Raw genomic sequence first — 25,670 nt, forward strand, 5'->3', positions numbered from 1 at the left:
GGTGACGGCATGCTCCACCCCGCTCCATCCGGATCCGTCGTGGTCGTGGGTGCGGGAATGGTGGCCCACCGCTTCGTCGAGAGCCTCACGAGCCGCGACACCGACGGCCGTTGGTCAGTCACGGTGCTGGGCGACGAGGCCCGCGGCCCGTACGACCGCGTCGGCCTCACCGGCTACTTCAGCGGCAAGACCCCCGACGACCTCGCCCTCGACCCCGCCGTGCTCGAGCACGAGCGCGTGCGGGTGCGCACCGACGCCCGCGTCACGGCGATCGACCGCGCGGCGCGCACCGTCACCACGGCCGGAGGGTCGACGCACGCGTACGACCGCCTCGTGCTGGCGACCGGCTCGTTCGCGGCGCGCCTGGCCCTCGACGGCTTCGACCACCAGGGCTGCTTCGTCTACCGCACGCTCGACGACGTCGCGGCGATGCGGGCGTGGGTCGCGAAGCGCTCGGCCCAGCTCGGCCGGCCCCTGCGCGGCGCGGTCGTCGGCGGCGGTCTGCTCGGACTCGAGGCCGCGGGAGCCCTGCAGGCCGAGGGCGTCTCGCCGTTCGTGCTGCAGTCGAACGAGCGCCTCATGTCGGCCCAGCTCGACCTGGGCGGGGCGCGCACCCTGCAGCGGCTCATCGAAGCGCGCGGTATCGAGGTGCGCACGAGCTCGGTGACGACCCGGGTGGATGCCGACAAGACCGGCGCCGTGTGCGGCCTCGAGCTGCGCGACGGCACGTGGGAGGCCGTCGACATCGTGGTCTTCACGGTCGGCGTGCGGCCCCGCGACGAGCTCGCCCGTGCCGCCGAGCTGCGGGTCGACCCCCGCGGCGGCGTGGTAATCGACGAGGGCTGCGACACCTCGGATCCCGCGATCATGGCGATCGGCGAGGTTGCGAGCTTCGACGGGCAGTGCATCGGTCTCGTCGCGCCCGGCTACGCGATGGCCGAGGTCGCCGCGACGCGCCTGCTCGGCGGCGAGGCCGCCTTCCCCGGGTTCGACACCTCGGCCAAGCTCAAGCTCTCGGGCGTCGAAGTCGCGAGCTTCGGCGACGCGTTCGCCGAGACGCCGAACGCCCTCGACGTCACCTACGCCGACCCGGTGTCGGGCGTCTACAAGAAGCTCGTGCTGAGCGATGACGCGCAGACGCTGCTCGGCGGCATCCTGGTCGGCGACGCCTCGGCGTACACCTCGCTGCGTCCGCTCGTCGGTCGTGCCCTCGGCGGCGACCCCGCGGCCTACCTCATGCCCTCCGACCTCGCTCCGGCCCCGCAGGGCGACCTGCCCGCCGACGCGATCGTCTGCTCGTGCAACGGCGTCACCGCCGGAGCCGTGCGCGAGGCCGTCACCGAACACCAGTGCGCGGATGCAGCCGAGGTCAAGGCCTGCACCAAGGCGGGAGCTGCGTGCGGCTCGTGCTTCACGCTGGTGAAGAAGCTCGTAGCGACCGAGCTCGCGGCATCCGGAAAAGAAGTCTCGAACGGACTGTGCGAGCACTTCTCGTTCACCCGGGCGCAGTTGTTCGACGCCGTCCGGGTGTCGGGGCTGCGCACCTTCACCTCGATCGTCGAGCGCTTCGGCACCGGGCGCGGCTGCGACATCTGCAAGCCGGCTCTCGCGAGCATCCTCGCCAGCCTGTACTCGGGGCACGTGCTCGACGGCGAGCTCGCGACGATGCAGGACACGAACGACCACGTGATGGCCAACATCCAGCGCGACGGCAGCTACAGCGTCGTCCCGCGCATCCCGGGCGGCGAGATCACGCCCGAGGGACTCGTGGTGATCGGCGAGGTCGCGCGCGACTTCGGGCTGTACACGAAGATCACCGGCGGCCAGCGGATCGATCTGTTCGGCGCCCGCCTCGACCAGCTGCCCGACATCTGGAAGCGCCTCGTCGACGCCGGCTTCGAATCCGGTCACGCGTATGGCAAGTCGCTGCGCACCGTGAAGTCGTGCGTCGGCTCGACCTGGTGCCGCTACGGCGTGCAGGACGCGGTCGGCATGGCCGTGCAGCTCGAGCTGCGCTACCGAGGCCTCCGCTCGCCGCACAAGCTCAAGTTCGGCGTCTCGGGCTGCGCGCGCGAGTGCGCCGAGGCCCGCGGCAAGGACATCGGGGTGATCGCGACCGAGGCCGGCTGGAACCTCTACGTCGGCGGCAACGGCGGCTTCACCCCGCGTCATGCGGTGCTGTTCGCCGAGGGCCTCGACGACGAGGGGCTGCTGCGGGCGATCGACCGGTTCCTCATGTTCTACATCCGCACCGCCGACCGGCTGCAGCGCACGGCGCCGTGGGCCGAGGACTACGAGGGCGGCCTCGAGGCGCTGAAGGGCGTCGTGTTCGACGACACGCTCGGCATCGCGGAAGATCTCGACCGGGCCATGGCATCCCATATCGACGCCTACGAAGACGAATGGGCCGCAACCCTCGCCGACCCCGAGAAGCTCAAGCGCTTCCAGAGCTTCGTCAACGCCCCCGACAAGCCCGACCCCTCGCTCGCCTACGTCGCCGAGCGCGGCCAGGCCCGACCCGCCACGGCCGAGGAACGCGCGTCGGGCGCGGTGCTCATCGGTGGCACGACGCTGGCGGTGCGGTCATGACCCTGATGGAGACGACTCCGGATGCCGGGACCCCGGCCGTGACGTCGAGCTCGACCGGCGCTGCCGACGGGCCGGCGGCGCAGGGCTGGATCCGCGTGTGCCGCGTCGACGACCTGCTCGTGGAGCGCGGGGCCGCGGCCCTGCTCGGCGACCGGCAGATCGCACTGTTCCGCACGTTCGACGGCCGTATCTTCGCGACCGACCAGATCGACCCGTTCAGCGGGGCGGCGGTTCTCTCGCGCGGGATCGTCGGCGACCGCGGGGGAGTGCCCACCGTGGCCTCGCCCATGTACAAGCAGGTGTTCGACCTGCGCACGGGAGCCTGCCTCGACACGCAGGGCAAGGAGCCGCTGGCCGTGGCCGTGCACCCGGTCGCGGTCGCCGACGGGGACGTGTTCGTGAAGCTCGTGACCGGCGCGGTGCCGGCGGGCAGCGCTCACGCTGATCCCGCGCACGCCGATCCCGCGCATGCTGACCTCGCAGAAGGAGACGCCCGATGATCGCTCTCGCAGGACTCGACCTCACCGACAAGCTCGTCGTGTGCGTGGGCGGCGGCTCCGTCGCCGAGAAGCGCATCGCGCGGCTGCGCGCCGCCGGCGCCCGGGTGCGGGTGGTCGCCCCCGTCGCGACGCCGGGTCTCGCCGCGCTCGCCGCCGCGGGCGACATCGAATGGCAGGCGCGCGCCTTCGCCGCCGAAGACCTCGATGACGCCTGGTTCTGCCACACGGCCACGGGCGCGGCATCCGTCGACGCCGCCGTCGTCGCCGCAGCGGAGGCCCGCCGTGTGTGGTGCGTCAATGCGGGCCACGGAGGCAAGGGCACCGCGCGCCTGGCCGCCGAGACCACGAGTGGCGACGTCATGGTCGGCGTCGTCTCCACCGCGGGTGCCGACCCCCGCCGCAGCGTCGCCGTGCGCGACGCCATCGCCCAGCGCCTCGCCGAAGGCGCCCTTCCGCTCCGCCGCCGACGTCGCCCGCTCGTGGGGAGCGTGGCGCTCGTCGGCGGCGGTCCCGGCCCGATCGATCTGCTGACGGTGCGCGCCCGCGCGCTGCTGGCCGAGGCCGACGTCGTCGTGCACGACCGGCTCGGACCCACCGGCGTGCTCGCCGAGCTCGGCGACGACGTCGAGCTGATCGACGTGGGCAAGCGCCCGCAGCACCACCCGGTGCCGCAGCACGAGATCAACGCGATCCTCGTCGACCGCGCCGCTCGCGGGCTGCGGGTCGTGCGACTCAAGGGCGGCGACCCGTTCGTCTACGGCCGCGGTGGTGAAGAGGTCATCGCGTGCCGAGAGGCCGGGATCGCGGTCGAGGTCGTGCCCGGCATCTCGAGCGCGATCGCCGTTCCCTCGTCGGCGGGCGTTCCCGTGACGCACCGGGGCGTCGCCGGTACCCTGCATGTCGTGAACGGTCAGGAGACCCCGAGCGAAGCGACCCTCGCCGCCCTGCGCGACGACAGCGCCACGGTCGTCGCGCTGATGGGCGTGAGCGCCCTGCCGCGGTTCGTCGCCGCGGCCCGCGCCGCCGGGGCTCCCGAGACGCGGCCCGTCGCGTTCGTCGAGAACGGCCACACCCCCGCTCAGCGCACGATCCGCACCACGCTCGCGACGGCGATGGCGGATGCCGAGACTCACCGCCTCGCGAATCCCGCGGTGCTGGTGTTCGGCGAGGTCGCCCGGGCCGATCTGCTGCTGCCGGTCTCGGCGCCCGCTGCGGCTCAAGCTCCTGCGCCGTCGGTCGCGGTCACGGTCGGCCGGAGCGAGGGCCTCGGGTGACCACACCCGCGCGGACGATCAGCACGGTGCTCCAGGGGTGCACCGTGCTGCTTCCCGTCGACCGGCGGTCGGGGGAGCTGTCGGCCGCGCTCGAACGTCACGGCGCGCGCGTGCGGGTCGCGCCGGCGCTCACGATCGTCCCGCACGTCGACGACGACGAGCTGATCGCGCAGACGCGGTCGCTGGTCGACGACCCGCCCGACGTCGTCGTTGCCACCACCGGCGTGGGGTTCCGCGCCTGGATGGAGACGGCTGACGAGGCGGGTCTGCACGACGCTCTGGCCCCCGTGCTCGACATCGCACGGATCGTGGCCCGCGGCCCCAAGGCGCGCGGGGCGATCCAGCAGGCCGGGTTCGAGGCCGACTGGGTCGCCGAGAGCGAGACGGCCGCCGAACTGCGCGACTTCCTCGTGGCCGAGGGGATCGAGGGCCTCCACGTCGCGGTGCAGCACCACGGCTCGGGGGCCGACGGTCTCGACGAGGCGTTCGAAGCGGCCGGGGCCCGCGTGACCAGCCTCACGATCTACCGCTGGGGCCCGCCGCCCGATCCCGAGGTCGTCGCCGCGTCGACCCAGCAGGTCGCGCGGGGAGAGATCGACGCGGTGCTGTTCACCTCGGCCCCCGCCGCGCGCGAGTGGATCCTCGCGGCCGAACGGGCCGACGCGCTCGACGGAGTGGCCGCGCGAGCCGCCCGCGGGCACGTGCTCGTCGCCGCCGTCGGGCCCATCACCGCCGGTCCCCTCCTCGAGGCGGGTATCACCCCGCTCATCCCCGACCGCGGACGACTCGGAGCGCTCGTGCGCGCCGTGGTGACGCACTACGGCGGGGTGGACGCGGCGCTCATCCCGACGACGGTCGGGCACCTCGGCATCCGCTCATCGGGGATCGTGCTCGACGGGGAGTTCACGCCGCTGCCGCGCACCGGCGTCGAGATCCTGCGGGCACTCGCCAAGAACCCCGGGGCCGTCGTCTCGCGCGCCGACCTGATCGCCGCGCTGTCGAGCGCGGAGTCCAGCGGCCACGCCGTCGAGGTGGCGGTGGCCCGCACGCGCGAGGCGCTCGGCGGGCTCGACCTGATCCGCACCGTCTACAAGCGCGGATACCGGCTCGACGTGATGGACGAGGAGGACGCATGACCGCCGTACTGATCGCCTGCGCCCACGGCACGAGGTTCGAAGAGGGTCGCGTCGTCGTGCGCGAGCTGCTCGAGGTGCTGCGCTCCACCGCTCCCGCGGGCGTCGAGGTGCTCGAGGCCTATGTCGACGTGCACGGTCCGTACGTGTCCGACGTGGTCGCCGTAGCGCGGGAGCGCACGGACGACATCGTGATCGTGCCACTGCTGCTGTCGACCGGCTATCACACCGAGGTCGACCTGGTGGAGGCCGCGGGTGGCCTCCCGGTCGCGCCCGCGCTCGGACCCCACCCGGTGCTGGCCGAGATTCTCGCCGATCGCGTGCGCGCGGCCGGGGCCGCTCCCGACGACACCGTCGTGCTCGCCGCGGCCGGATCCACCCGCCCGGGCGCCGTGGTCGACGTCGAACGCATGGCGGAGCTGATGGCGGACGCCGGTGTGACAGGTCCCGTCGTCACGGCCTACGCCGCGGCATCCGACCCCCGCATTCCGGATGCCGTGGCGACAGCACGCGCGGACGGCCGCCGCACGGTCGCCGCGAGCTACGTGCTCGCCCCGGGGCACTTCTCGCGCGTGATCGAGAAGGCGGATGCCGACCTCACCACCGCCCCGATCGGCGCGGACCCGCGCCTGGCGACGGTGGTGTGGGAGCGGTGGGCCGCGGCGCGCCGCCCCCAGGCCTCGGTTGCGGAGGTGGTCCCGGCCCCTTCGACAGGCTCAGGGACCTCGGTCGCAGAGGTGGCTGAGCTTGTCGAAGCCCCCGGTCGTGCGTCGGTTCCGGACCCTTCGACAGGCTCAGGGACCTCGGTTGCGGAGGTGGCTGAGCTTGTCGAAGCCTCCGGTCATCCGTCGGCGTCGGTGGAGGTGGCTGAGCTTGTCGAAGCCCCCGGTCGTGCGTTGGTTGCGGACCCTTCGACAGGCTCAGGGACCTCGGTGGCGGAGGTGGCTGAGCTTGTCGAAGCCCCCGGTCGTGCGTTGGTTGCGGACCCTTCGACAGGCTCAGGGACCTCGGTTGCGGAGGTGGCAGGGTCCTCCTCGCGCGGGCTCCTCGCCGGGCTGCGCGACCTCTTCTCGCGCGCTCGCCGCCGCGCCTGAGCAGAGCGCTGGGGGAGCGCGGGTAGGGTTCACCACGCCCATGCATCGCCTTCTTGTCGCCCTTCTGGCCGCTCTCGACGCCGTCCTGGCCGCCGCGGGCGGTATCGCCGTGGTGCTCGCGCCCCTCACGCTGCTGTGGGTGTTCGGCATCGGCAACCCCGACTGGTCGGCCCTGTGGCCGGCGTCGGCCGCGGTGTGGCACCTCGGCCACCTGGTGCCGGTCACGCTCACGCTGCCCGACACGTATCTCGCGGCGACGGGCATCGACCCCTCGTTCGCGACCTTCACGCTGTCGCTCGCGCCTCTCGCCTTCGCCGCCTTCACCGCGTTGTTCGCCGCGCGCTCGGGAGCCCGCGCCGGAGAGGCGGGAGCAGCGCTCACCGGCTGGCTGTCGGGTTCGGTGGTCTTCACCGCCCTGACCACGGTCGTCGCACTCACGTCGAACGCCGCGCTCGTGGCATCCGACACCTGGCTTTCGATCCTTCTGCCGTCGCTGTTCTTCGTCGTCCCCTCGTTCGTCGGGGCGGTGCTCGGTGCGTGGCGGGTGGGCGACGACGGCCCCGTCGACGCCGTGCGCGGATGGATCTCGCGGATGCCGCGGGACTGGGCCCGCGTGCCCGCCCTGGCGCTGCGCGGTTTCGCCGTCACCGCGCTCGGACTGGTCGCCGTGGCCTCGGTGGTGGTCGTGGCCGGCCTCATCGCGCGCTCGACGCAGGTGATCGGGCTGTTCCAGGCCAGCAACGCCGACGCGCTCGGCGCCACCGTCATCGCCCTCGGGCAGGTGATGTACCTGCCGACGCTCGTGCTGTGGGCCCTGTCGTTCACGGCCGGCCCGGGCTTCGCGCTCGGCACCGACACCGCCGTGACGCCGGCGGCGACGCAGGTCGGAGCGCTCCCCGGCATCCCGGTGCTCGGCGCGGTCCCCGACACCACCTCGTCGTGGCTGCTGCTGCTCGTGCTGCTTCCCGTCGCGGTCGGCGCCCTGACCGGGTGGATCCTGCGATCCCGGATGCCGCTGCACGATGACCACGAACCCGTCGCACCCCGGCTGGTCGTCGCCCTCAGCGTCGCGGTGCTCACCGGCGGAGCGGGCGCGCTCGCCGCGGTGCTCTCGAGCGGAGCGATCGGGCCCGGACGACTCGTCGAGACCGGCCCGCAGCCCGGCCCCCTCGCTCTCGCGCTCGGCCTCGAAGTGCTCGTCGGGCTCGCGATCATGCTGCTCGGCCCCCGCGTCGGCGGCGACGCCCCGGCCGAGGTCGTCGAGCAGCGCGACGAGACGCCCGCGTTCGTCCCGGCCCCCCGCGAGCACGCCGCGTTCGACCACGACGAGCACGCGACCGGCCCCGCCCCCGTGCTCGCGGCCCCCGGAACCGGCATCGCCTCCGACGTCTGGCCCCGTACCTTCACCGAACCGGATGCCGGTGGCCCTAGCCCTTCGCCCGCCGCGACGCCCGAGCGCACCGACGTCGGCCTGACCGACGAGGAGCGCGCTCGCATCCGCGCGGCGTGGGGCTCGGCCGACCGCGACGACCGCTGACCCGCTTCGGCGCGCTCCGACCCACCTGCGTAGACTGAGCGCGTGCTCACGGTCGCCGTCCTCATCTCCGGCACCGGCTCCAACCTCCGCGCCCTGCTCGAGGCGGCATCCGCCCCCGACTTTCCGGCGCGCGTCGTGGTGGTCGGTGCCGATCGCGAAGCCGACGGCTTCGCCCACGCCGAGCACTTCGGCATCCCCAGCTTCCTCGTCGCGTACGACTCGTTCGAGAGCCGCGAAGAGTGGGGCGCCGAACTGGGTGCGCAGCTGGCCGTGTGGAATCCCGACCTCGTCGTGCTGAGCGGACTCATGCGCCTGCTGCCGGCCGACCTCGTCGCCGCGTGGGAACCCCGCATCATCAACACCCACCCCGCGTACCTCCCCGAGTTCCCCGGAGCCCACGGCGTGCGCGACGCCCTCGCCGCCGGCGTCGAGCAGACCGGAGCGAGCGTCATCGTCGTCGACTCCGGCGTCGACACCGGGCCGATCCTCGCGCAGGAGCGCATCCCCGTGCTGCCCGGCGACACCGAAGACACCCTGCACGACCGCATCAAGCCCGTCGAACGACGTCTGCTCATCGACGTCGTGCGCCGCATCGCCGAGGGCGAGCTCGACCTCGCCGCCGCGGCATCCCGAACCGCCTGACCCGCGCGGCGGGCGCTCGCCCGCTGCGGACGAACCCGACTCGAGACACAGGAGCCGAAAGCCATGGCCGGACCCCGCCACGACCCCGCCGACTACCGTCCCCGCGACATCGTCCCCATCCGCCGCGCCCTCGTGTCGGTCAGCGACAAGACCGGCCTGCTGCAGCTCGGTGAAGCCCTCGCCGCCGCCGGCGTCGAGATCGTCTCGACCGGCGGCTCGGCGACGCTGCTGCGCGACGCCGGCCTCGAGGTCACCGACGTCTCGGCCGTCACCGGCTTCCCCGAGTCGCTCGACGGCCGCGTGAAGACCCTGCACCCCAACGTGCACGCCGGTCTTCTCGCCGACCTGCGCCTGGCCTCGCACGAAGCGCAGCTCGACGAGCTCGGTATCCGCCCCTTCGAACTCGTCGTCGTGAACCTCTACCCGTTCGTCGAGACCGTGGCATCCGGAGCCGAGGGCGACGACGTCGTCGAGCAGATCGACATCGGCGGCCCCGCGATGGTGCGCGCCTCCGCGAAGAACCACGCCAACGTCGCCATCGTCGTCTCGCCCGAGTCGTACCCCGCGATCATCGACGCCGTGCAGGCGCAGGGCGGCACCACCCTCGTGCAGCGCCGCGAGCTCGCCGCCCGCGCCTTCTCGCACACCGCCGCCTACGACACCGCCGTGTCGACCTGGTTCGCCGAGGGCACGCTCGGCGACGACATCGACCTGCCCGCGCACCTCACGATCCAGGCCGAGCGCCAGTCGACCCTGCGCTACGGCGAGAACTCGCACCAGCGCGCCGCGATCTACACGCGCGTCGGCGGTCACGGCATCGCCCAGGCCACGCAGCTGCAGGGCAAGGAGATGTCGTACAACAACTACGTCGACGCCGACGCTGCCCTGCGCGCCGCCTTCGACATGGTCAAGCCCGCCGTCGCGATCATCAAGCACGCGAACCCCTGCGGCATCGCCGTCGCCGCCCCCAACGCGCTCGACCCGATCGCCTCGGCGCACCTGCGCGCGCACGAGTGCGACCCCGTGTCGGCCTTCGGTGGAGTGATCGCCGCGAACCGCACCGTGACGCTCAAGATGGCCGAGAACCTGCGCGACATCTTCACCGAGGTCATCATCGCGCCCGACTTCGAGCCCGAAGCGCTCGAAGTGTTCAAGCTCAAGAAGAACCTGCGCGTGCTGCGCCTGCCCGCCGACTGGACGCAGGAGTCGATGGACGTGCGCCTCGTCTCAGGCGGACTTCTGCTGCAGGACGCCGACCGCTTCCCCGACGACATCGAGTCGGTCGCCAAGAACTGGGAGCTCGTCTCGGGCGAGCGTCCCGCCGAAGCCGACATGGAGAGCCTCATCTTCGCGTGGAAGTCGTGCCGCGCGGTGAAGTCCAACGCCATCGTGCTCGCGCAGGCCTCGGCCACCGTCGGTATCGGCATGGGCCAGGTCAACCGCGTCGACTCGTGCCGCCTCGCCGTCGAGCGGGCCGGTGACCGTGCTGCCGGTTCGGTCGCGGCATCCGACGCGTTCTTCCCCTTCGCCGACGGGCCGCAGGTGCTGATCGACGCCGGGATCTCGGCGATCATCCAGCCCGGTGGATCGGTTCGGGATGCCGAGGTCGTCGACGCCGCGCGCGCCGCCGGCGTCACGATGTTCTTCACGGGAGAGCGTCACTTCTTCCACTGAGCCGTCGCGCTTCGCGCCGCCCTCGTGACCTCGGTCGCGGGGGCGGTGTGGTGTGTGGGGGTGTGGCGTGGATCTTGGCGTTGGCGGGGCGTTGCGTGGGTTCGCGGGGTGCGGTTTGGGGCGCACTTTGTCGTTTGGGGCGTGAATTTCCCGCCCCGAACGACGGAATCCGCCCCGAACCCGGAGGGGCGCGAAGCGCCGACGGCGGGGGACGAGTGGATCAAGCGGTAACGCACTCACAAGACCCCGCGAACCGCCAGTGCGAGCTTCCGGCGCGGACGGGCCGATAGCTTTCGGTGAGCGATCGTCGGTCGCGGTGAGGAGTCCGGAGACGTGGCCGGAAGAATGTCGCGAGCGTCGCGCGTGGCGGTGTTGGTGGTCGTCATCGTCGTGCTGCTGGCCTTCGCGCTGGGTGCCGGTGTCCTTTTGGGGCTGACCTCTCCTCGAAGAGCGGGCGGGGAGGTGTTCCTCGCGACCGCGGCGATCGGCGGATTCGCCGTCGGTCCGATGCTCATGGGGTCGTGGTTGACCTTTGGGACCCCCGCAGGTCTCGGGGATCGCGCCAGATGTTCCGCCGGATGTGGATCGTCATGGGCGTCGTCGAGATCGCCTCTGTCGCGCTGATCATCACGTATGCGGTTCTGGTGGGCGCTCCGACGTGGCTTCCGATCGCCTTCATCGCCGGGGGAGCCGTGCTGATGGCCGCGGCATACGCCATGGGCCCTGCGCTGCGGAACGCGGATCGTCATCAGGTCGCCGGCGAGGTGGCGTCGATCTACCCACCGGAAGAGCGACGCCGTGACATCCGCCGTATCGTGCTGACCGCCGTCATCACCTTCGTGATCATGGGAACCCTCTCGCTCTCCCTCGGCCTGATCTTCGGAGCGGAGGAGAACTGGTTCCCGCTCGTCGGTCTCCCCATCGCGATGACGCTTCTCTTCGGAGGTGGCGTGGGGGCGATGTTCCCGTCCTACCGGCTTGGTCGGCGCACCCGTGCGCTCGTTGACGGCGACCTCGGGCGACTGCGAGCCATCGGCAAGGTGGTGCTGGGGAACAAGAAGGTGGAGCTCACTCCGGAAGAAGAGGAGGCCGCCGCGCGGTACGCACCCGTGGCTCCCGCTCTTCTGACCTACCAGCTGATCTCGCTGGGGGCGCTGATCGCGGGTCAGGGGATCCTGCAGATCAATACTCTCCTGTCAGAGACCTCGGACCCTGCGTTCCGCGTGTTCAGCGCCATCTTCCTCGGACTGGTGATCGTCAGCCTCGCGGTCGTGATCCCGCTGCAACTGCGGCAGATCCGGCGTGCGCAGGCGTACGCGAGCGCCCATCCGGTGCCGAGGTCGGGGGCGACTGCGACTTCGACCGTTGAGGTGTAGCCGGGAAGCGATCACGCAATGGCGGCAGCTCGCTGGACGCGAAGGCGTACCGGACCGGCGGGTTTGGTGGTGGCAGCGGTCGCGTTCGGGGCGCGTTCTGTCGTTCGGGGCGTGAATCATCCGCCCCGAACGACGGAATCCGCCCCAAACCGGAGGGGACTGCCCCAAACCGGACGGGACCGCCGCAGGCCACGCGGGGGCGAGTGGACCGCGCGAGCGCGGCGCCCGGTCTCGCAGGGTGGGGGGATGCAGTCGGCATCCGGATATGTCTCGCGACGCGGCCTCGTGTGGGGTGGCCTCGGCGTGGTCGCCTTCTCGTTCACCGTGATCTTCACCCGCGTTGCCGTGGCGCAGCTCGACCCGTTGTTCGTCGGGGCGGGGCGGGCCGTCGTGGCCGCGGCGATCGCGGCGGTCGCACTCGCGGTGACGCGGTCGCGGATGCCGTCGGCCCGGCAGGCCGCACGCCTCGCGATCGTCGGCGGGGGAGTGGTGCTGGGCTTTCCGCTGCTGACCTCGTTCGCCCTGACCTCGGCACCCGCGAGTCATGGCGCGGTCGTGATCGCGGTGCTGCCCGCCGCCACCGCCGTGGCCGCGGTGCTCCGCACGCGCGAGCGACCGGGCCGCGGGTTCTGGATCGCGGCGGCGATCGGAGCCGTCGTCGCCGTGGCTTTCGCCGTCGGCGGTTCCGGGGGTGAGGGGCTGCATGCCACCGATCTGCTGCTGCTCGGCGCGGTCGTGGCCGCCGCCGTGGGCTACGCCGAAGGCGGGGTGCTCGCGCGCGAACTCGGCGCGTGGCAGACGATCTCGTGGGCGCTCGTGCTGTCGAGCCCCGTGATGGTCGGCCTGACCCTCTTCTCCGCGATCCGCACGCCGGTCACCGCGGATCCCGCCGCGTGGGGATCGTTCGCCTACCTCGCGGTGGTGAGCATGTTCCTCGGGTTCGTCGCCTGGTACCGCGGACTCGCGATCGGACCCATGGCCCGCGTCAGCCAGCTGCAGCTCGCCCAGCCGGTGCTGTCGCTGGGCTGGGCGGCTCTCGTGCTCGGAGAGTCGCTGACCCTCGGGACCGTGGCCGGTGGTCTCGCCGTCATCGCGTGCGCGGCGATCGCCGTGACGATCCGTCAGCGCTCGGCGGGCCCTCCGGCGCCCGTGTCTCCCGAGGCGACGGATGCCGCTGCGCTCACGCGCTCATCTCGATGAGCTTCGCGACGGTGTTGGCGTTGCGCGCCGTGCCGACGACGCCGAGTCGCTTCTCGATGTAGCTCGCTTGCACCTTCGACCGTCCGATGCCGTCGGGGTAGCGGACGAACACCTCGCGCCCGTCGACCACGACTTCTTCCGGCGCGCCCGTGGGGAGCTCGAGCGTGGTCGTGGCGGCGGGCTGATCGAGGAAGACGGTCTGCACCCAGTGACCCTCGGGGTCGGACGCGAACGGATTGCGCGCGTGCGCGTCGGCGAGCTCGGCGTGGGTGCGGACGATGACGGGCAGGTCGAAGCCGAACCCCTCCCGCACCGCCGCGCGGACCGTCTTCGCGATGGTGGCGGAGCTGCGTCGCCCCGGGTCGAGCACGAGGTTGCCCGCGACCTGCAGCGTCTCGACCTCGCCCAGACCGGCGGATGCCAGGACCTCGCGCAGCGCGGGCATCTTCATCGCCGTGGGTCCACCGACTCCACGGATCAGGGCGATGAGGCGTGACATGAAGCGACCATATTCCGTCGGCACCGGGTGAGGAGAGGGCGGATCCGGGCGCGACAGATCAACGCCCGGCTCGCTCGAGCGTCGAGCGACAGCGCGCGCCCGCCCCGCCTCAGGCCGAGTCGCGACCCAGGGTCTCGAGCAGGCGCAGCCACACCTCGCTGACCGTCGGGTACGACGGCACCGCGTGCCACAGACGCTTCACCGGCACCTCGCCGACGATCGCGATGGTCGCGGAGTGCAGCAGCTCGGCGATGTCGGGGCCGACGAAGGTCGCACCGACCAGCACGCCTCGGTCGAGGTCGACGATCGCGCGGGCCTTTCCGACGTAGGCGTCGGACTGCTCGCTCGAGCCGGCGATGCTCGCGAGGTCGTAGTCGACCACCTTGACGTTCAGGCCCTTCTCGTCGGCCTTCTTCGCGGTGAGACCGACGGATGCCACTTCGGGGTCGGTGAACGTCACCTGCGGCACGGCGTCGTGGTCGGCGGTCGCCACGTGAGCGCCCCACGGAGCGTCGTCGATCTCGTCGCCCTTCGCACGGGCGGCGATTACGTCGCCTGCCGCGCGCGCCTGATACTTGCCCTGGTGGGTCAGGAGCGCCCGGTGGTTGACGTCGCCCACGGCGTACAGCCAGTCGAAGCCGCGGACGAGGAGGGTGTCGTCGACCTCGAGCCATGTGCCCGGCTTGAGGCCCACGGCATCCAGCCCCAGATCCTGCGTGCGGGGCGTGCGACCGATCGCGACGAGCACCTCGTCGGCCGTGACGGTCGTGCCGTCGGAGAGCTCGAGCGTGGCGCGGCCGTCGTCGTCGCGACGAGCGGAGGTGGTGTCGGCGCCGGTCTTGACGGTAACGCCGCGCTCGCGCAGGGAGTCGGTGACGAGCTCGCCAGCGAACGGCTCGTTGCCGCCGAGCAGGCCGGAGCGCGCGATGATCGTGACCTCGCTGCCGAGACTCTGGAACGCGGTGGCCATCTCGGCGCCGACGACGCCGCCGCCGATGATCGCGAGGGATGCGGGGATCTGCTCGACGGCGGTGGCCTCGCGACTCGTCCACGGTGAGATGTCGGCCAGACCCGGGATGTCGGGCAGGAGCGCAGCCGACCCGGTGCAGACCGCGACCGCGTGGCGCGCGACGAGGTCGGTGGTCGTGCCGTCGGCGGCGGTGACCCGCACGGTCTTCTCGCCGGTCAGGGTGCCGTGGCCGCGCACGAGGTCGATGCCCGCGCCCTGCAGCCACTGCACCTGACCGGAGTCGTCGTAGTTGCTGGTCATGGTGTCGCGACGGCGGAGCACGGCCGCGACGTCGAGGTTGCCCGTGACCGCCTGCTTCGCCCCGTCGACGTCGCGTGCGGCGCGCAACGCGGCGGCGCTGCGCAGCAAGGCCTTCGACGGCATGCAGGCCCAGTACGAGCACTCGCCGCCGACGAGCTCGGACTCGACGATGACGGCGGTGAGGCCGGCCTGCACGGCATGGTCGGCCACGTTCTCGCCGACGGGGCCGGCACCGATGACGATGAGGTCGTATTCGCGTTCGCTCATGTCGCTCAGGCTACTCAGGGGGTGCGACATCGGGCGGGGGTTGCGCTGCCCACCCGCGCGCGGACTTCCGAGCCAACCGCACCCTGGGGGAATCCTGCAAGGTCTTGACTACTATCTCTGAACCGGTTTAGAGTTTTGATTACTGAACCGGTTTAGGCCGCAGGCCCCCACGACGGAGTGACGGATGACGAACGACACGCGACCCACCATCGCCGATGTCGCGCGCCGCGCCGGCGTGAGCAAGGGCCTCGTCTCGTTCGCGCTGAACGGCCGCGCGGGCGTCGCCCCCGACACCCGCGACCGCATCCTCGCCGTCGCCGCCGACATGGGTTTCAGCCCCAGCCTCCGGGCTCGCTCGCTCAGCGTCGGCCGGGCGTTCGCGTGCGGTCTCGTGATCGGTCGCAGCCCCGACGTGATCGCCGCCGACCCCTTCTTCCCCTCGTTCATCGCGGGCGTCGAAGACGAGTTCTCGGTCTCGGGCCAGGTGCTCGTGCTGGCCGCGGCCACCCCCGGTCGCCACGAGGAGGAGACCTACCGCGGCCTGGTCGCCGATCGCCGCGTCGACGGCGTGATCCTCTCCGACCTCCGCGCGGGCGACCCCCGCATCGCGCTGGTCGCCGAGCTCGGCATCGCCGCCGTCACACTCGGCGTCCCCGACGTCGACAGCCCCTTCACCTCGGTGTCGGTCGACGACGGAGCGGGCATCCGTCTCGCGGTCGGCCACCTGGCCGACCTCGGCCACACCGACATCGCCCACGTGGCGGGCCCCACCGCGATGCTCCACGGCCGCAGCCGCACGGCGGCGTTCGAGGCGGCGGCTGCAGACCGCGGCATCCGGTCCCGGGTCGTGCCGACCGACTTCAGTGCGGCCGACGGCGCCCGGGCCACGGATGCGCTGCTCGACGCCGACGTGCCTCCGACGGCGATCGTCTACTCGAACGACAACATGGCCATCGCCGGCCTCGGTCGTGCGCAGCGCCGCGGGCTGGTCGTGCCCCGCGACCTGTCGATCACCGGGTTCGACGACGCCGAGATCGGCCGCCACCTCTTCCCGGCCCTCACCAGTGTCGCCACCGACGCGCGGGGCTGGGGGGCCGCCGCCGCTCGCGCGCTGCTGGCCGCCACCACGGGCGGTGCTGCCGAGGCCCTCGCTTTGCCTGATCCCCGACTCATCGTCCGCGCCTCGACCGGGGCGCCGCCGACCGCTTGACGCACCGCGGGTCATCCCGCACACACAAGGAGGAAGAGATGCGACGACGCATTCTGACCACAGCACTCGCCGCCACCGGCGTCTTGGCCCTGTCCGCCTGCAGCGGCGGGGGAGGAGCCAGCTCGGGCATGGACGCCCGCGGCCCGATCACCATCTGGTACTCCAACAACGACGCCGAGATCGCGTGGGGCGAGCAGATGGTGAAGGCGTGGAACGACGCCAACCCCGACCAGCAGGTCACCGCGCAGGAGATCCCCGCCGGATCCTCGAGCGAAGAGGTCATCGGGGCCGCGATCACCGCCGGCAACGCGCCGTGCCTCATCTTCAACACCTCGCCCGCGGCGGTCCCGGGCTTCCAGAAGCAGGGCGGACTGGTCAACCTGTCGGACTTCCCCGACGGCGAGCAGTACATCACCGACCGCAGCGGCGACCTCGCCGACCAGTACCGCTCCGACGACGGCGGCTTCTACCAGCTGCCGTGGAAGAGCAACCCGGTCATGATCTTCTACAACAAGGACCTCTTCGCCCAGGCCGGACTCGACGCCGAGAACCCGAAGCTGTCGACCTACGACGACTTCCTCCAGACCGCGCAGACCCTGAAGTCGGCCGGGGTCGCGCCGTACGCGATCAACCCGGCGCCCACGAGCGAGTTCTTCCAGTCGTGGTTCGACTTCTACCCGCTCTACGCCGCGCAGACGGGCGGCAAACAGCTGGTCGAAGACGGTCAGGCGACCTTCGACGACGCGAACGGCGAAGCGGTCGCCGACTTCTGGCGCACCATTTACAGCGACCAGCTCGCCGGCAACGAGCAGTACCAGGGCGACGCGTTCGCCGACGGCCAGGCCGCTATGGCGATCGTCGGGCCGTGGGCCATCTCGGTCTACAAGGACAAGGTGAACTGGGGCTCCGTGCCCGTGCCGACCGAGAAGGGCACCGCCGCCTCCGACACGTGGACCTTCAGCGACGCGAAGAACGTCGGCCTGTTCACCGCGTGCGAGAACAAGGCCACCGCGTGGGACGTGCTGAAGTTCGCCACGAGCGAGGAGCAGGACGGCACCTGGCTCGAGGAGACCGGACAGATGCCGCTGCGCACCGATCTCACGACGACTTACGCCGATTACTTCTCGGCCAACCCCTCGTACCAGCAGTTCGGTGACCAGGCCGCCCGCACCGTCGAGGTGCCGAACGTGCAGAACTCCGTGGAGATCTGGCAGGCCTTCCGCGACGACTACTCGAAGGCCGTCATCTTCGGCGAGGGCGACGTGAAGACGTTCCTCTCGGATGCCAAGACCCAGATCGATCAACTCGCGGCAGGGAAGTGACATGACCACGTCCGTCGCCGGCACGGCCGGCCGCACCGGGGGCGACCCCGGGCGGCCGGGCCGTGCGGCGGGCGCGGAGACCACGACCAAGACGCGGCGCCGCCCGTTCGGTGCGCAGCCGCTCGGCATCCTGTTCTCCGCCCCGTACCTGATCTTCATCGGGGTCGTCTTCGCGTACCCGATCATCTTCGCGGTGTGGATGTCGTTCCACGACTACTTCTTCACCGCTCCGGGTGCCAACGTCGACCGGCCGTTCGTCGGCTTCGACAACTACGTCACCGCTTTGAGCGATCCCGACGTGTGGCGGGCCTTCGGCAACGTCGGCGTCTTCCTGCTCATCAACGTGCCGCTCACCGTGGTGCTCTCGATCCTGCTCGCGACGGCACTCGACCGCGCGGTGCGCGCCCGCGCGTTCTTCCGGGTGGCCTTCTACGTGCCGTACGTCACGGCATCCGTCGCCGTGGTGGCCGTGTGGCTGTTCCTGTTCTCGAACACGGGCCTGGTCAACAACGTGCTCGGGCCGCTCGCGCCGAACCCGTCGTGGCTGGTCAACTCCGCGCTGGCGATGCCCACGATCGCGCTGTTCGTCACCTGGAAGGGCCTCGGGTTCTACATCCTGCTCTACCTCGCGGCCCTGCAGAACGTGCCGCGCGAGCTGCACGAGTCGGTCGCGGTGGACGGGGGCGGGCGCATCCGCCAGTTCTTCTCGGTCACCGTGCCGGGCGTGCGGCCCGCGACGTTCCTCGTGCTGCTGCTGTCGACCATCACGGGCGCGAACCTCTTCACCGAGCCCTACCTGCTCACGAGCGGCGGCGGACCCAACGGCGCGTCCACGTCGCCCGTGCTCCTCATCTATCAGAAGGGCATCGAACAGCAGAACCCCGACGTGGCCGCGGCCATCGGAGTGGTGCTGATCATCTTCGTGCTCGTCATCGCGCTGCTGCAGCGCCGGTTCGTCGGAAGGGAGGAATCATGAGAAGCAAGATCGTCACGTACAGCGTGCTGACCGTCGGTGCGCTCGCCTTCCTGTTCCCCTTCTATTACATGATCGCCGGGTCGCTGCAGACGAGCCCCGACACCTCGATCGCGGGGGCGTTCCCGCACCCCTCGAACCTGACGGTGGAGAACTACACCGCGATCGACGGGCGCATCAACCTGCTGCAGGGCCTGGCGAACTCGGGCATCTTCACCGGCGGCGTCATCCTCGGCACGCTCGTGTTCGGCGTGCTCGCCGGATACGCGCTCGCAGTGCTGAGGTGGCGCGGCCGCTCGGCGACCTTCGCGCTCGTGCTGCTGGTGCAGGTGATCCCGTTCCAGCTGCTGATGATCCCGCTCTACGTCATGATCGCCCGCGATTACGGCCTGAGCGACAGCTACCTCGGCATGATCCTGCCGTTCTTCATCAACTCCACGGCCGTGGTCATCTTCCGCCAGTACTTCCTGCAGCTGCCCAAGGAGCTCTTCGACGCCGCCCGTATCGACGGCGCCAACGAGTTCCGGCTGCTGTGGAGCGTCGCGCTGCCCCTCGTGCGCCCGGCGCTGCTGACCGCGGTGCTGTTGACGTTCATCGGTCCGTGGAACGAGTTCCTCTGGCCGTTCCTGATCACGAAGGACGCCACGATGCAGCCCCTGGCGGTGTCGCTGGCGAACTTCATCTCGAACATCGCGGCATCCACCACCAACCCCTTCGGCGCCATGATGGCCGGCGCCGTCGTGCTCGCCGCACCCGCGGTGGCGCTGTTCCTGATCTTCCAGCGCTACTTCACCTCGAACGACCTCGGATCCGGAGTGAAAGGATGACAATGACCCCCGAATCCCCCGTCCCCTACCGCCTCACGCGCGTCGGGGTGGTGATGACCCCCGAGCCCGGCAACGCCGACGAGGCCGAGGGCGTGCTCAACCCGGCATCCGGACGCGGCCCCGACGGCCAGCTGTACCTGCTGCCCCGCCTGGTCGCGGAGGGAAACGTCTCGCGCGTCGGCATCGCCCGCGTCGTGATCGACGACGGCGTGCCCGTCTCGGTCGAGCGCGAGGGCATCGTGCTGCAGCCCGATCGCGGGTGGGAGCGCGGCGTCGGCAACGCCGGCACCGAAGACCCCCGCACCACGTGGATCGAAGCACTGGGCCTGCACGTGATGACCTACGTCGCCTACGGCCCGCTCGGACCCCGCACGGCCGTCGCCGTGTCGGAGGACCTGCGCGAGTGGAAGCGGCTGGGGCCGGCGATGTTCCGCTACCAGGACGACCTCGACATGGACCTCAACCTGTTCCACAACAAGGACACGGTGTTCTTCCCCGAGCCGGTCACGGCGCCCGACGGCACCGAGTCGCTCGCGGTGCTGCACCGCCCGATGTGGGACCTCGGCGAGACCAAGCCCGGCCAGGGCGTGCGCGTGCCGGCCGGGATCGAAGACCAGCGGCAGTCGATCTGGATCAGCTACGTGCCCCTCGAGGCCGTCCGCGACGACCTCTCGGCGCTCGCGCTCTGGGGACAGCACCGCTTCGTCGCGGGGCCGCAGTACCCCTTCGAAGAGGTCAAGATCGGTGGCGGTCCGCCGCCGCTGCGCATTCCCGAGGGCTGGCTCGTGCTGCACCACGGGGTGACCGGCGTGATCGACAGCGCCTTCTCGCAGCAGCAGAAGGTCAACTACGCCGCCGGGGCCTTGATCCTGGATGCCGCTGACCCCAGCCGCGTGATCGCGCGCACGCCCGAGCCGCTCCTGGCTCCCGAGACCGACGACGAGCGCAGCGGCATCGTGCCCAACGTCGTGTTCCCGACCGCGATCGAGGAGATCGACGGTCGTCACTTCGTGTTCTACGGCATGGCCGACTCGAAGATCGGCGTCGCCCTGCTCGAGCGCACCGACTGAGTACAGCGCGGCTCCGGCCCTCGCGGGTCCCCTGACGGGAACGCGTCGGCCGGGGTCGCGCACCCCACCCATCGAAAGGATCCCCCTCCCCATGAACGCACGATGGAGTGCGCGAATGACGGCCGTGCTGGGCGCCGCCGCCCTCGCCGTCCCGCTGACAACCGCCGCCGCAGCGGCCCCGCAACCTGCCGTGGCGCCCGCGACAGCGGCATCCGGCTCGCTGACGAACCTCGACCACCTCGACTTCCTGCTCGACGAAGCGACCCCGCCCGCCGATGTCGCCGGTCACTCGACCTACCGACAAGCCGAGGAACCCACGATGCTCGCGCCGTGGACCTACGCCGACGCCCGCGACGGCGGCACCTTCCAACGCGTGGGTGGCGGTCCGCTCGACCCCGCGACCGGCGACTGGGGTCAGGGCGCCTTCAACGCCGACGACAACACCCGCGCGGCCGTCGTCTACACCCGGCATTGGGAGCTCACCGGCGACCCCGACAGTCGGCAGAAGGCGTACGAGCTGCTGCGCACCGTCGCGTACCACCAGACGACCGACGGTCCCTCCGCCGGCAACGTCGTGTTGTGGATGCAGCCCGACGGAGAGCTCAACCCCTCGGCCGAGCCCGTCGAGCTGCCCGACCCCTCGGATTCCGGACCCAGCTACTGGACAGCCCGCACCGTCTGGGCCCTCGGCGAGGGCTACGCGGCGTTCGCCGACGACGACCCGGCGTTCGCCTCGTTCCTCAAGGACCGCCTCGCTCTCTCGCGCGGTGCCATCGAACGCGACGCGCTGTCGAAGTACGGGCAGTACGTCGAGTCCGACGGCGAGAAGGTGCCCGCGTGGCTGATCGTCGACGGGGCGGATGCCACGGCGGAAGCGGTCCTCGGACTCACGGCGGCCGTGCGCGCCGGTGACGACACCTCCGCCACCGCGGCGCGTCAGCTCGCGGAGGGCGCGGCCGCCATGGCATCCGGGAACACCCGCCAATGGCCGTACGGCGCCGTCCTGCCGTGGGCCCAGTCGCCCGCGATGTGGCACGCGTGGGGCTCGCAGATGCCCGCAGCGCTCGCCGAGGCCGGCGACCTGTTCGGCGATGACGCGCTGGTGAAACCGGCGATCGCGGATGCCACGGGCTTCACCACGACGCTGCTCACCGCCGGCGGGCCCGACAACGGATGGTTCCCGAGCCCCACCGACCGCGTGCAGATCGCCTACGGCGCCGACTCGCGCGTGCAGTCGCTGCTCGCGCTCGCCGACACGACGGGATCGGCCGCATTCGCCGAGCTCGCGGGCATGCAGGCCGCCTGGTTCTTCGGAGCCAATCACGCCGGGGCGCAGATGTACGACCCCGCGACCGGCATCACCTACGACGGCCTCCAGCCCGACGGCACGGTCAACCGCAACAGCGGAGCCGAGTCGACCATCCACGGCCTGCTCACCGCGCTCGCGCTCGACGCCCACCCCGCGGTTGCGGAGCGGGCGACGGCCCTGACCTCGGTCGAGAGCCGCGTGGGACTGTCGTACGTCGAGGCCGAAGACGCCGTGCGCACCGACGGCACCGTGTTCACTCCGGAGTCGTCGTGGACGGGGGAGTCGAGCTGGTCGGGCGACGGCCTGACGCTGGAAGCACGTCACAGCGCCACCTGGGACATCGGCCCCTCCGACACCGGACGATGGATCGAACCCGTCGTGTGGACCGAGCCGGGTGAGAAATCGCAGTCGACCTGGCGAGGCGGCGGCGCGCTGAAGATCACCGGACCCGAACAGGGCATCTCGCCGACGCCGGGCGCTCTGCTGCCTTACGCGCTCACGGCGCCCGCCGCGGGCAAAGGTTCTCAGGTCGACGTGAAGGTGCAGAAGGGCGAGCTCACGCTCGACGGACTGATCGTCCGGCCCTGGATCTCGCGGCTCGTGCTGGGTGGAGACGCGCGCAGCGAGCTCGTGCACTCGAGCGCGGTGGGGCCGCAGCGCACCGGCATCGGTGCCGCGGGAGTGTCGTCGACCGTGTCGGTCTACGACGCCTCGGGCGCGCTGGTGCGCAGCACGTCGACGAGCGGAACCGTGACCGTGGTCGTGCCCCCGGGTGGATTCGCGATCGCCCAGGGGTGAGTGCGGCGGACCGGCCGGGTCCTTCGGGGCCCGGCCGATCCGCTGCGCCGGGTCGCTGGGCGGTGTCGCTGCGCCGTGGGGCCGGCGGCCTCGGGGCGTGCCCGTCAGCCGCGTCACGGTCGTGTCCGATTTCCGCCAGCCGATGTCGGAGGTCGATGGCAGGCTGGATGCCATGACCACCACCGCCGCCGCCCTTCCCGGCTTCGCCGAGCGCTACCGCGTCATCCAATCGCGCGATCGCCGGTTCGACGGCCAGTTCGTCACGGCGGTGAGCTCGACCGGCATCTACTGTCGCCCGAGCTGCCCCGCACGCACCCCGAAAGAGCAGAACGTCACGTTCTACGCGACCTCCGCGGCCGCGCACGAGGCCGGGTATCGGGCGTGCAAGCGGTGCCTGCCCGAGGCGGCACCCGGGTCGCCGCTGTGGGACGTGCGGGGCGACGTCGTCGCGCGGGCGATGCGCCTGATCGCCGACGGGGTGGTCGACCGCGAGGGCGTGCCCGGTCTGGCCCAGCGGTTGGGCTACTCGTCGCGTCACCTCACTCGCCTGCTCCAGGCCGAACTGGGCGCCGGTCCTCTCGCGCTGGCTCGAGCGCATCGCGCGCACACCGCCCGCGCCCTGCTGGTGGGCACCGACCTCTCGTCGGCCGACGTGGCGTTCTCGGCGGGTTTCTCGAGCGTGCGGCAGTTCACCGACACGATCGGCGAGGTGTTCGGCATGCCCCCGCGCGAGCTGCGCGCCCGCCGGCCGCACTCCTCGGGCGTCGAGGCCGCCGCGGGCGAGATCGACCTCGCCCTGCCGGTGCGCGGGCCGATCGACACGGTCGGGCTGTTCGGGTGGATGCGCGCGCACGCCATCCCCGAAGTCGAGGTCGGTGCCGACGCCTCCTTCGCTCGCGTCGTGCGCCTTCCCGGCGGACCGGCGTGGTTCGAGGTGCGCCTGGCCGACGACGGGCGCCTCCGCCTGCGAGCTCGACTGTCGGCGCTCGCCGATCTCGGCACCCTCATCTCCCGCGTGCGGCGCCTGTTCGACCTCGACGCCGACCCGCTCGCGATCGACGAGGCGCTCGCCCGGCATCCGCAGCTGGCGCCCGCCGTCGCCGCCATCCCCGGCGTGCGGGTGCCCGGCGCGATCGACGCCGACGAGATGCTGCTGCGCGCCATGATCGGCCAGCAGATCAGCGTGGCCTCCGCCCGTACCATGCAGGGCCGTCTGACCGCTGCGTTGGGGGAGCAGGTCGGCGTCGGCCCCGAACCCATGACGCTGTTCCCCACGCCCGCCGCGATCGCGGAGCGCGGGCTCGAGGTCCTTCGGGGGCCGGCCGCCCGCATGCGCGCGATCGTCGAGGCGGCCGAGGCGCTGGCCGACGGCAGCCTCACCCTGGGCTTCGGCGACGACGGGGTCGACCAGCGCCAGCGGTTGCTGGCGCGGCGGGGGATCGGACCGTGGACCGCCGACTACGTGCGCATGCGCGTGCTCGGCGACCCCGACGTGCTGCTGCCCGGCGATGTCGCCGCGCGCGCCGGTGCCGCGGCACTCGGGCTGCCCTCCGACCCCGCGGGCTTCACCGAATGGTCCGAACGCCTGTCGCCCTGGCGCAGCTACGCCATGGCGCACTACTGGTACGCCGCCCCCGTCACGCAGGCATGGAGGTCGCCCGCAGAGACCGCGGCGGTCGTCGTGGCCCGACCCCGGCGTGCGCGCACCCGACGAGCCGCAGACGTCGCGGAATCCGACGTCGAACGCCCCTCATCCCTCACCCGCCCCTCGACCGGAAGCGAGACCCCCGAATGACCACCGCGATCCTCGAATTCGTCGACACCCCCGACGGTCCCTTCGCGATCCTCGCCGACGAGGCCGATCGCGTCATCGTCTCGGGCTGGACGGCCGACACCGACGCCGTCCTCGCGCGGTTGCGGCCCGAGCGGCGGCCAGAGCGCGTCGTAAGCGGCGGTACGGGGGCCGCCCCTGCCGTGCGGGCGTACTACGACGGCGACATCGCCGCGATCGACGCCGTCGCCGTCGCGCAGACCGGCACGCCCCTGCAGCGAGCGGGGTGGCAGGCGCTGCGTTCCATCACCCCCGGCGCACCGCTGACGTACACCGGCTTCGCGGCGGCCCTCGGGTCGCCGACTGCCGTGCGCGCCGCAGCCTCGATCTGCGCGCGCAACGCCGTCGCGCTGTTCGTCCCCTGCCACCGCGTGCTGCGCGGAGACGGGACGCTCGGCGGCTTCGCGTGGGGCACGGGGGTGAAGCAGAGCCTGCTGGCGCGCGAATCGGCGGCCTGACCAGTGGGAGAGGTGGCTGAGCCTGTCGAAGCCCCCGGAGGGCTGCGGGTTCCGGTCCCGGGCGGGGGAGGTGGCTGAGCCTGTCGAAGCCTCCGGGCGCCTGCGGGTTCCGGGCCCGGGTGGGGGAGGTGGCTGAGCTTGTCGAAGCCTCGGGGCGACTGCGGGTTCCGGGCCCGGGTGTGGGAGGCGGCTGAGCTTGTCGAAGCCTCCGGGCGCCTGCGGGTTCGGGGCCCCGGGCCGGGTGTGGGAGGTGGCTGAGCTTGTCGAAGCCACCGGGCGACTGCGGGTTCCGGTCCCGGGTGAGGGAGGTGGCTGAGCCTGTCGAAGCCACCGGTGGGACTGCGGGTTCCGGGCCCTTCGACAGGCTCAGGGACCTGGGGTCGGGGACTGCGGGTTCCGGTCCCTTCGACAGGCTCAGGGACCTGGGTGGGGTGAGGGAGGTGGCTGAGCTTGTCGAAGCCACCGGTGGGTCTGCGGGTTCCGGTCCCTTCGACAGGCTCAGGGACCTGGGCCGGAGACTGCGGGTTTCGGTCCCTTCGACAGGCTCAGGGACCTGGGTCGGGGACTGCGGGTTCCGGTCCCTGGGCCGGGTGTGGGAGGTGGCTGAGCTTGTCGAAGCCACCGGGCGACTGCGGGTTCCGGTCCCGGGTGAGGGAGGTGGCTGAGCCTGTCGAAGCCACCGGTGGGACTGCGGGTTCTGGGCCCTTCGGCGGGCTCAGGGACCTGGGGTCGGGGACTGCGGGTTCCGGTCCCTGGCCCGGGTGTGGGAGGTGGCTGAGCTTGTCGAAGCCACCGGGCGACTGCGGGTTCCGGTCCC

The 25,670-nt window shown here is 71.8% G+C and carries 20 protein-coding genes; 18 read left to right on the top strand and 2 right to left on the bottom strand.

All coding sequences use genetic code 11. From position 1 onward, the window contains the following. Window positions 1-9: 9 nt before the first annotated feature. The 10 genes from nirB to LPW41_RS04960 all read left to right on the top strand — a co-directional run bounded on the left by nirB (window position 10) and on the right by LPW41_RS04960 (window position 13,019). Window positions 10-2,589: a nitrite reductase large subunit NirB gene (nirB, locus tag LPW41_RS04915; protein ID WP_230704520.1), complete on the top strand. Its 2,580-nt coding sequence runs from the start codon at window positions 10-12 to the stop codon at window positions 2,587-2,589. After that, entirely contained in the window at window positions 2,586-3,089 is a 504-nt protein-coding gene (gene nirD, locus LPW41_RS04920) for a nitrite reductase small subunit NirD (protein ID WP_230704247.1), read from the top strand. The genes nirB and nirD overlap by 4 nt, the downstream gene beginning before the upstream one ends. Continuing rightward, window positions 3,086-4,363, top strand: coding sequence for a uroporphyrinogen-III C-methyltransferase (cobA, locus tag LPW41_RS04925; protein ID WP_230704248.1), 1,278 nt, complete (start codon window positions 3,086-3,088; stop codon window positions 4,361-4,363). The genes nirD and cobA overlap by 4 nt, the downstream gene beginning before the upstream one ends. Further along, a complete protein-coding gene (locus LPW41_RS04930) occupies window positions 4,360-5,499 on the top strand; it encodes a uroporphyrinogen-III synthase (RefSeq protein ID WP_230704249.1) in 1,140 nt (379 codons plus the stop codon). The genes cobA and LPW41_RS04930 overlap by 4 nt, the downstream gene beginning before the upstream one ends. Beyond that, window positions 5,496-6,590 (top strand): sirohydrochlorin chelatase, encoded by a 1,095-nt coding sequence (locus tag LPW41_RS04935; RefSeq protein ID WP_230704250.1) that lies wholly within the window; start codon window positions 5,496-5,498, stop codon window positions 6,588-6,590. Before LPW41_RS04930 ends, LPW41_RS04935 begins: the two co-directional genes overlap by 4 nt. 40 nt (window positions 6,591-6,630) lie before the next feature. Beyond that, a complete protein-coding gene (locus LPW41_RS04940) occupies window positions 6,631-8,127 on the top strand; it encodes a DUF6350 family protein (protein ID WP_230704251.1) in 1,497 nt (498 codons plus the stop codon). A gap of 42 nt (window positions 8,128-8,169) precedes the next feature. Then, a complete protein-coding gene (gene purN, locus LPW41_RS04945) occupies window positions 8,170-8,769 on the top strand; it encodes a phosphoribosylglycinamide formyltransferase (RefSeq protein ID WP_144829180.1) in 600 nt (199 codons plus the stop codon). Between the two features lie 63 nt (window positions 8,770-8,832). After that, complete coding sequence (purH, locus tag LPW41_RS04950) at window positions 8,833-10,443, top strand: bifunctional phosphoribosylaminoimidazolecarboxamide formyltransferase/IMP cyclohydrolase (RefSeq protein WP_144829177.1); 1,611 nt, start codon at window positions 8,833-8,835, stop codon at window positions 10,441-10,443. Between the two features lie 566 nt (window positions 10,444-11,009). After that, on the top strand, window positions 11,010-11,819 hold the full coding sequence (locus tag LPW41_RS04955; RefSeq protein ID WP_230704252.1) for a hypothetical protein: 810 nt from the start codon (window positions 11,010-11,012) through the stop codon (window positions 11,817-11,819). A gap of 246 nt (window positions 11,820-12,065) precedes the next feature. Continuing rightward, the gene (locus tag LPW41_RS04960; protein WP_154096097.1) at window positions 12,066-13,019 is read left to right on the top strand and encodes a DMT family transporter; all 954 of its coding nucleotides are present in this window, start codon (window positions 12,066-12,068) and stop codon (window positions 13,017-13,019) included. On the opposite strand, the gene LPW41_RS04965 is transcribed toward LPW41_RS04960, so the two are convergent. Together LPW41_RS04965 and LPW41_RS04970 are read right to left on the bottom strand one after the other, a co-directional pair. After that, entirely contained in the window at window positions 13,000-13,518 is a 519-nt protein-coding gene (locus LPW41_RS04965; RefSeq protein ID WP_144829167.1) for a DUF1697 domain-containing protein, read from the bottom strand. The two genes, LPW41_RS04960 and LPW41_RS04965, sit on opposite strands and share 20 nt — an antisense overlap. Before the next feature lie 109 nt (window positions 13,519-13,627). Continuing rightward, complete coding sequence (locus tag LPW41_RS04970) at window positions 13,628-15,055, bottom strand: NAD(P)/FAD-dependent oxidoreductase (RefSeq protein WP_230704253.1); 1,428 nt, start codon at window positions 15,053-15,055, stop codon at window positions 13,628-13,630. Window positions 15,056-15,239: 184 nt separating this feature from the next. Here LPW41_RS04970 and LPW41_RS04975 point away from each other — a divergent pair, with 184 nt between their 5' ends. The 8 genes from LPW41_RS04975 to LPW41_RS05010 all read left to right on the top strand — a co-directional run bounded on the left by LPW41_RS04975 (window position 15,240) and on the right by LPW41_RS05010 (window position 24,853). Beyond that, a complete protein-coding gene (locus tag LPW41_RS04975) occupies window positions 15,240-16,265 on the top strand; it encodes a LacI family DNA-binding transcriptional regulator (RefSeq protein ID WP_230704254.1) in 1,026 nt (341 codons plus the stop codon). 38 nt (window positions 16,266-16,303) lie between these two features. Continuing rightward, window positions 16,304-17,587 (top strand): extracellular solute-binding protein, encoded by a 1,284-nt coding sequence (locus tag LPW41_RS04980; RefSeq protein ID WP_144782547.1) that lies wholly within the window; start codon window positions 16,304-16,306, stop codon window positions 17,585-17,587. 1 nt (window position 17,588) lies between these two features. After that, window positions 17,589-18,563, top strand: a complete 975-nt coding sequence (locus tag LPW41_RS04985; RefSeq protein ID WP_144782545.1) for a carbohydrate ABC transporter permease — start codon at window positions 17,589-17,591, stop codon at window positions 18,561-18,563. Then, entirely contained in the window at window positions 18,560-19,387 is an 828-nt protein-coding gene (locus tag LPW41_RS04990; RefSeq protein ID WP_144782543.1) for a carbohydrate ABC transporter permease, read from the top strand. Before LPW41_RS04985 ends, LPW41_RS04990 begins: the two co-directional genes overlap by 4 nt. 2 nt (window positions 19,388-19,389) lie before the next feature. Continuing rightward, window positions 19,390-20,457, top strand: a complete 1,068-nt coding sequence (locus tag LPW41_RS04995) for a glycosidase (protein WP_144829154.1) — start codon at window positions 19,390-19,392, stop codon at window positions 20,455-20,457. A gap of 115 nt (window positions 20,458-20,572) precedes the next feature. Continuing rightward, window positions 20,573-22,564, top strand: a complete 1,992-nt coding sequence (locus LPW41_RS05000; protein WP_230704255.1) for a hypothetical protein — start codon at window positions 20,573-20,575, stop codon at window positions 22,562-22,564. A gap of 172 nt (window positions 22,565-22,736) precedes the next feature. Further along, on the top strand, window positions 22,737-24,359 hold the full coding sequence (locus LPW41_RS05005; protein WP_230704256.1) for an AlkA N-terminal domain-containing protein: 1,623 nt from the start codon (window positions 22,737-22,739) through the stop codon (window positions 24,357-24,359). Beyond that, on the top strand, window positions 24,356-24,853 hold the full coding sequence (locus tag LPW41_RS05010; RefSeq protein ID WP_230704257.1) for a methylated-DNA--[protein]-cysteine S-methyltransferase: 498 nt from the start codon (window positions 24,356-24,358) through the stop codon (window positions 24,851-24,853). Before LPW41_RS05005 ends, LPW41_RS05010 begins: the two co-directional genes overlap by 4 nt. The last annotated feature ends 817 nt before the right edge of the window (window positions 24,854-25,670 follow it).

Origin of the sequence: Microbacterium sp. JC 701 (genome assembly GCF_021026215.1) — a bacterium.
In the GTDB taxonomy this organism is placed as follows: domain Bacteria; phylum Actinomycetota; class Actinomycetes; order Actinomycetales; family Microbacteriaceae; genus Microbacterium; species Microbacterium algihabitans.

What these genes read in the sequence shown, in the direction of transcription:
- nirB (WP_230704520.1), top strand. Translation starts at nt 10, where the DNA reads ATGCTCCACCCCGCTCCATCCGGATCCGTCGTGGTCGTGGGTGCGGGA.
- LPW41_RS05005 (WP_230704256.1), top strand. Translation starts at nt 22,737, where the DNA reads ATGACCACCACCGCCGCCGCCCTTCCCGGCTTCGCCGAGCGCTACCGC.
- LPW41_RS04955 (WP_230704252.1), top strand. Translation starts at nt 11,010, where the DNA reads ATGTTCCGCCGGATGTGGATCGTCATGGGCGTCGTCGAGATCGCCTCT.
- LPW41_RS04960 (WP_154096097.1), top strand. Translation starts at nt 12,066, where the DNA reads ATGCAGTCGGCATCCGGATATGTCTCGCGACGCGGCCTCGTGTGGGGT.
- LPW41_RS04990 (WP_144782543.1), top strand. Translation starts at nt 18,560, where the DNA reads ATGAGAAGCAAGATCGTCACGTACAGCGTGCTGACCGTCGGTGCGCTC.
- LPW41_RS04965 (WP_144829167.1), bottom strand. Translation starts at nt 13,518, where the DNA reads ATGTCACGCCTCATCGCCCTGATCCGTGGAGTCGGTGGACCCACGGCG.
- LPW41_RS04980 (WP_144782547.1), top strand. Translation starts at nt 16,304, where the DNA reads ATGCGACGACGCATTCTGACCACAGCACTCGCCGCCACCGGCGTCTTG.
- LPW41_RS04995 (WP_144829154.1), top strand. Translation starts at nt 19,390, where the DNA reads ATGACCCCCGAATCCCCCGTCCCCTACCGCCTCACGCGCGTCGGGGTG.
- LPW41_RS04985 (WP_144782545.1), top strand. Translation starts at nt 17,589, where the DNA reads ATGACCACGTCCGTCGCCGGCACGGCCGGCCGCACCGGGGGCGACCCC.
- purH (WP_144829177.1), top strand. Translation starts at nt 8,833, where the DNA reads ATGGCCGGACCCCGCCACGACCCCGCCGACTACCGTCCCCGCGACATC.
- cobA (WP_230704248.1), top strand. Translation starts at nt 3,086, where the DNA reads ATGATCGCTCTCGCAGGACTCGACCTCACCGACAAGCTCGTCGTGTGC.
- LPW41_RS04975 (WP_230704254.1), top strand. Translation starts at nt 15,240, where the DNA reads ATGACGAACGACACGCGACCCACCATCGCCGATGTCGCGCGCCGCGCC.
- LPW41_RS04940 (WP_230704251.1), top strand. Translation starts at nt 6,631, where the DNA reads ATGCATCGCCTTCTTGTCGCCCTTCTGGCCGCTCTCGACGCCGTCCTG.
- LPW41_RS04970 (WP_230704253.1), bottom strand. Translation starts at nt 15,055, where the DNA reads ATGAGCGAACGCGAATACGACCTCATCGTCATCGGTGCCGGCCCCGTC.
- nirD (WP_230704247.1), top strand. Translation starts at nt 2,586, where the DNA reads ATGACCCTGATGGAGACGACTCCGGATGCCGGGACCCCGGCCGTGACG.
- LPW41_RS04935 (WP_230704250.1), top strand. Translation starts at nt 5,496, where the DNA reads ATGACCGCCGTACTGATCGCCTGCGCCCACGGCACGAGGTTCGAAGAG.
- LPW41_RS05010 (WP_230704257.1), top strand. Translation starts at nt 24,356, where the DNA reads ATGACCACCGCGATCCTCGAATTCGTCGACACCCCCGACGGTCCCTTC.
- LPW41_RS05000 (WP_230704255.1), top strand. Translation starts at nt 20,573, where the DNA reads ATGACGGCCGTGCTGGGCGCCGCCGCCCTCGCCGTCCCGCTGACAACC.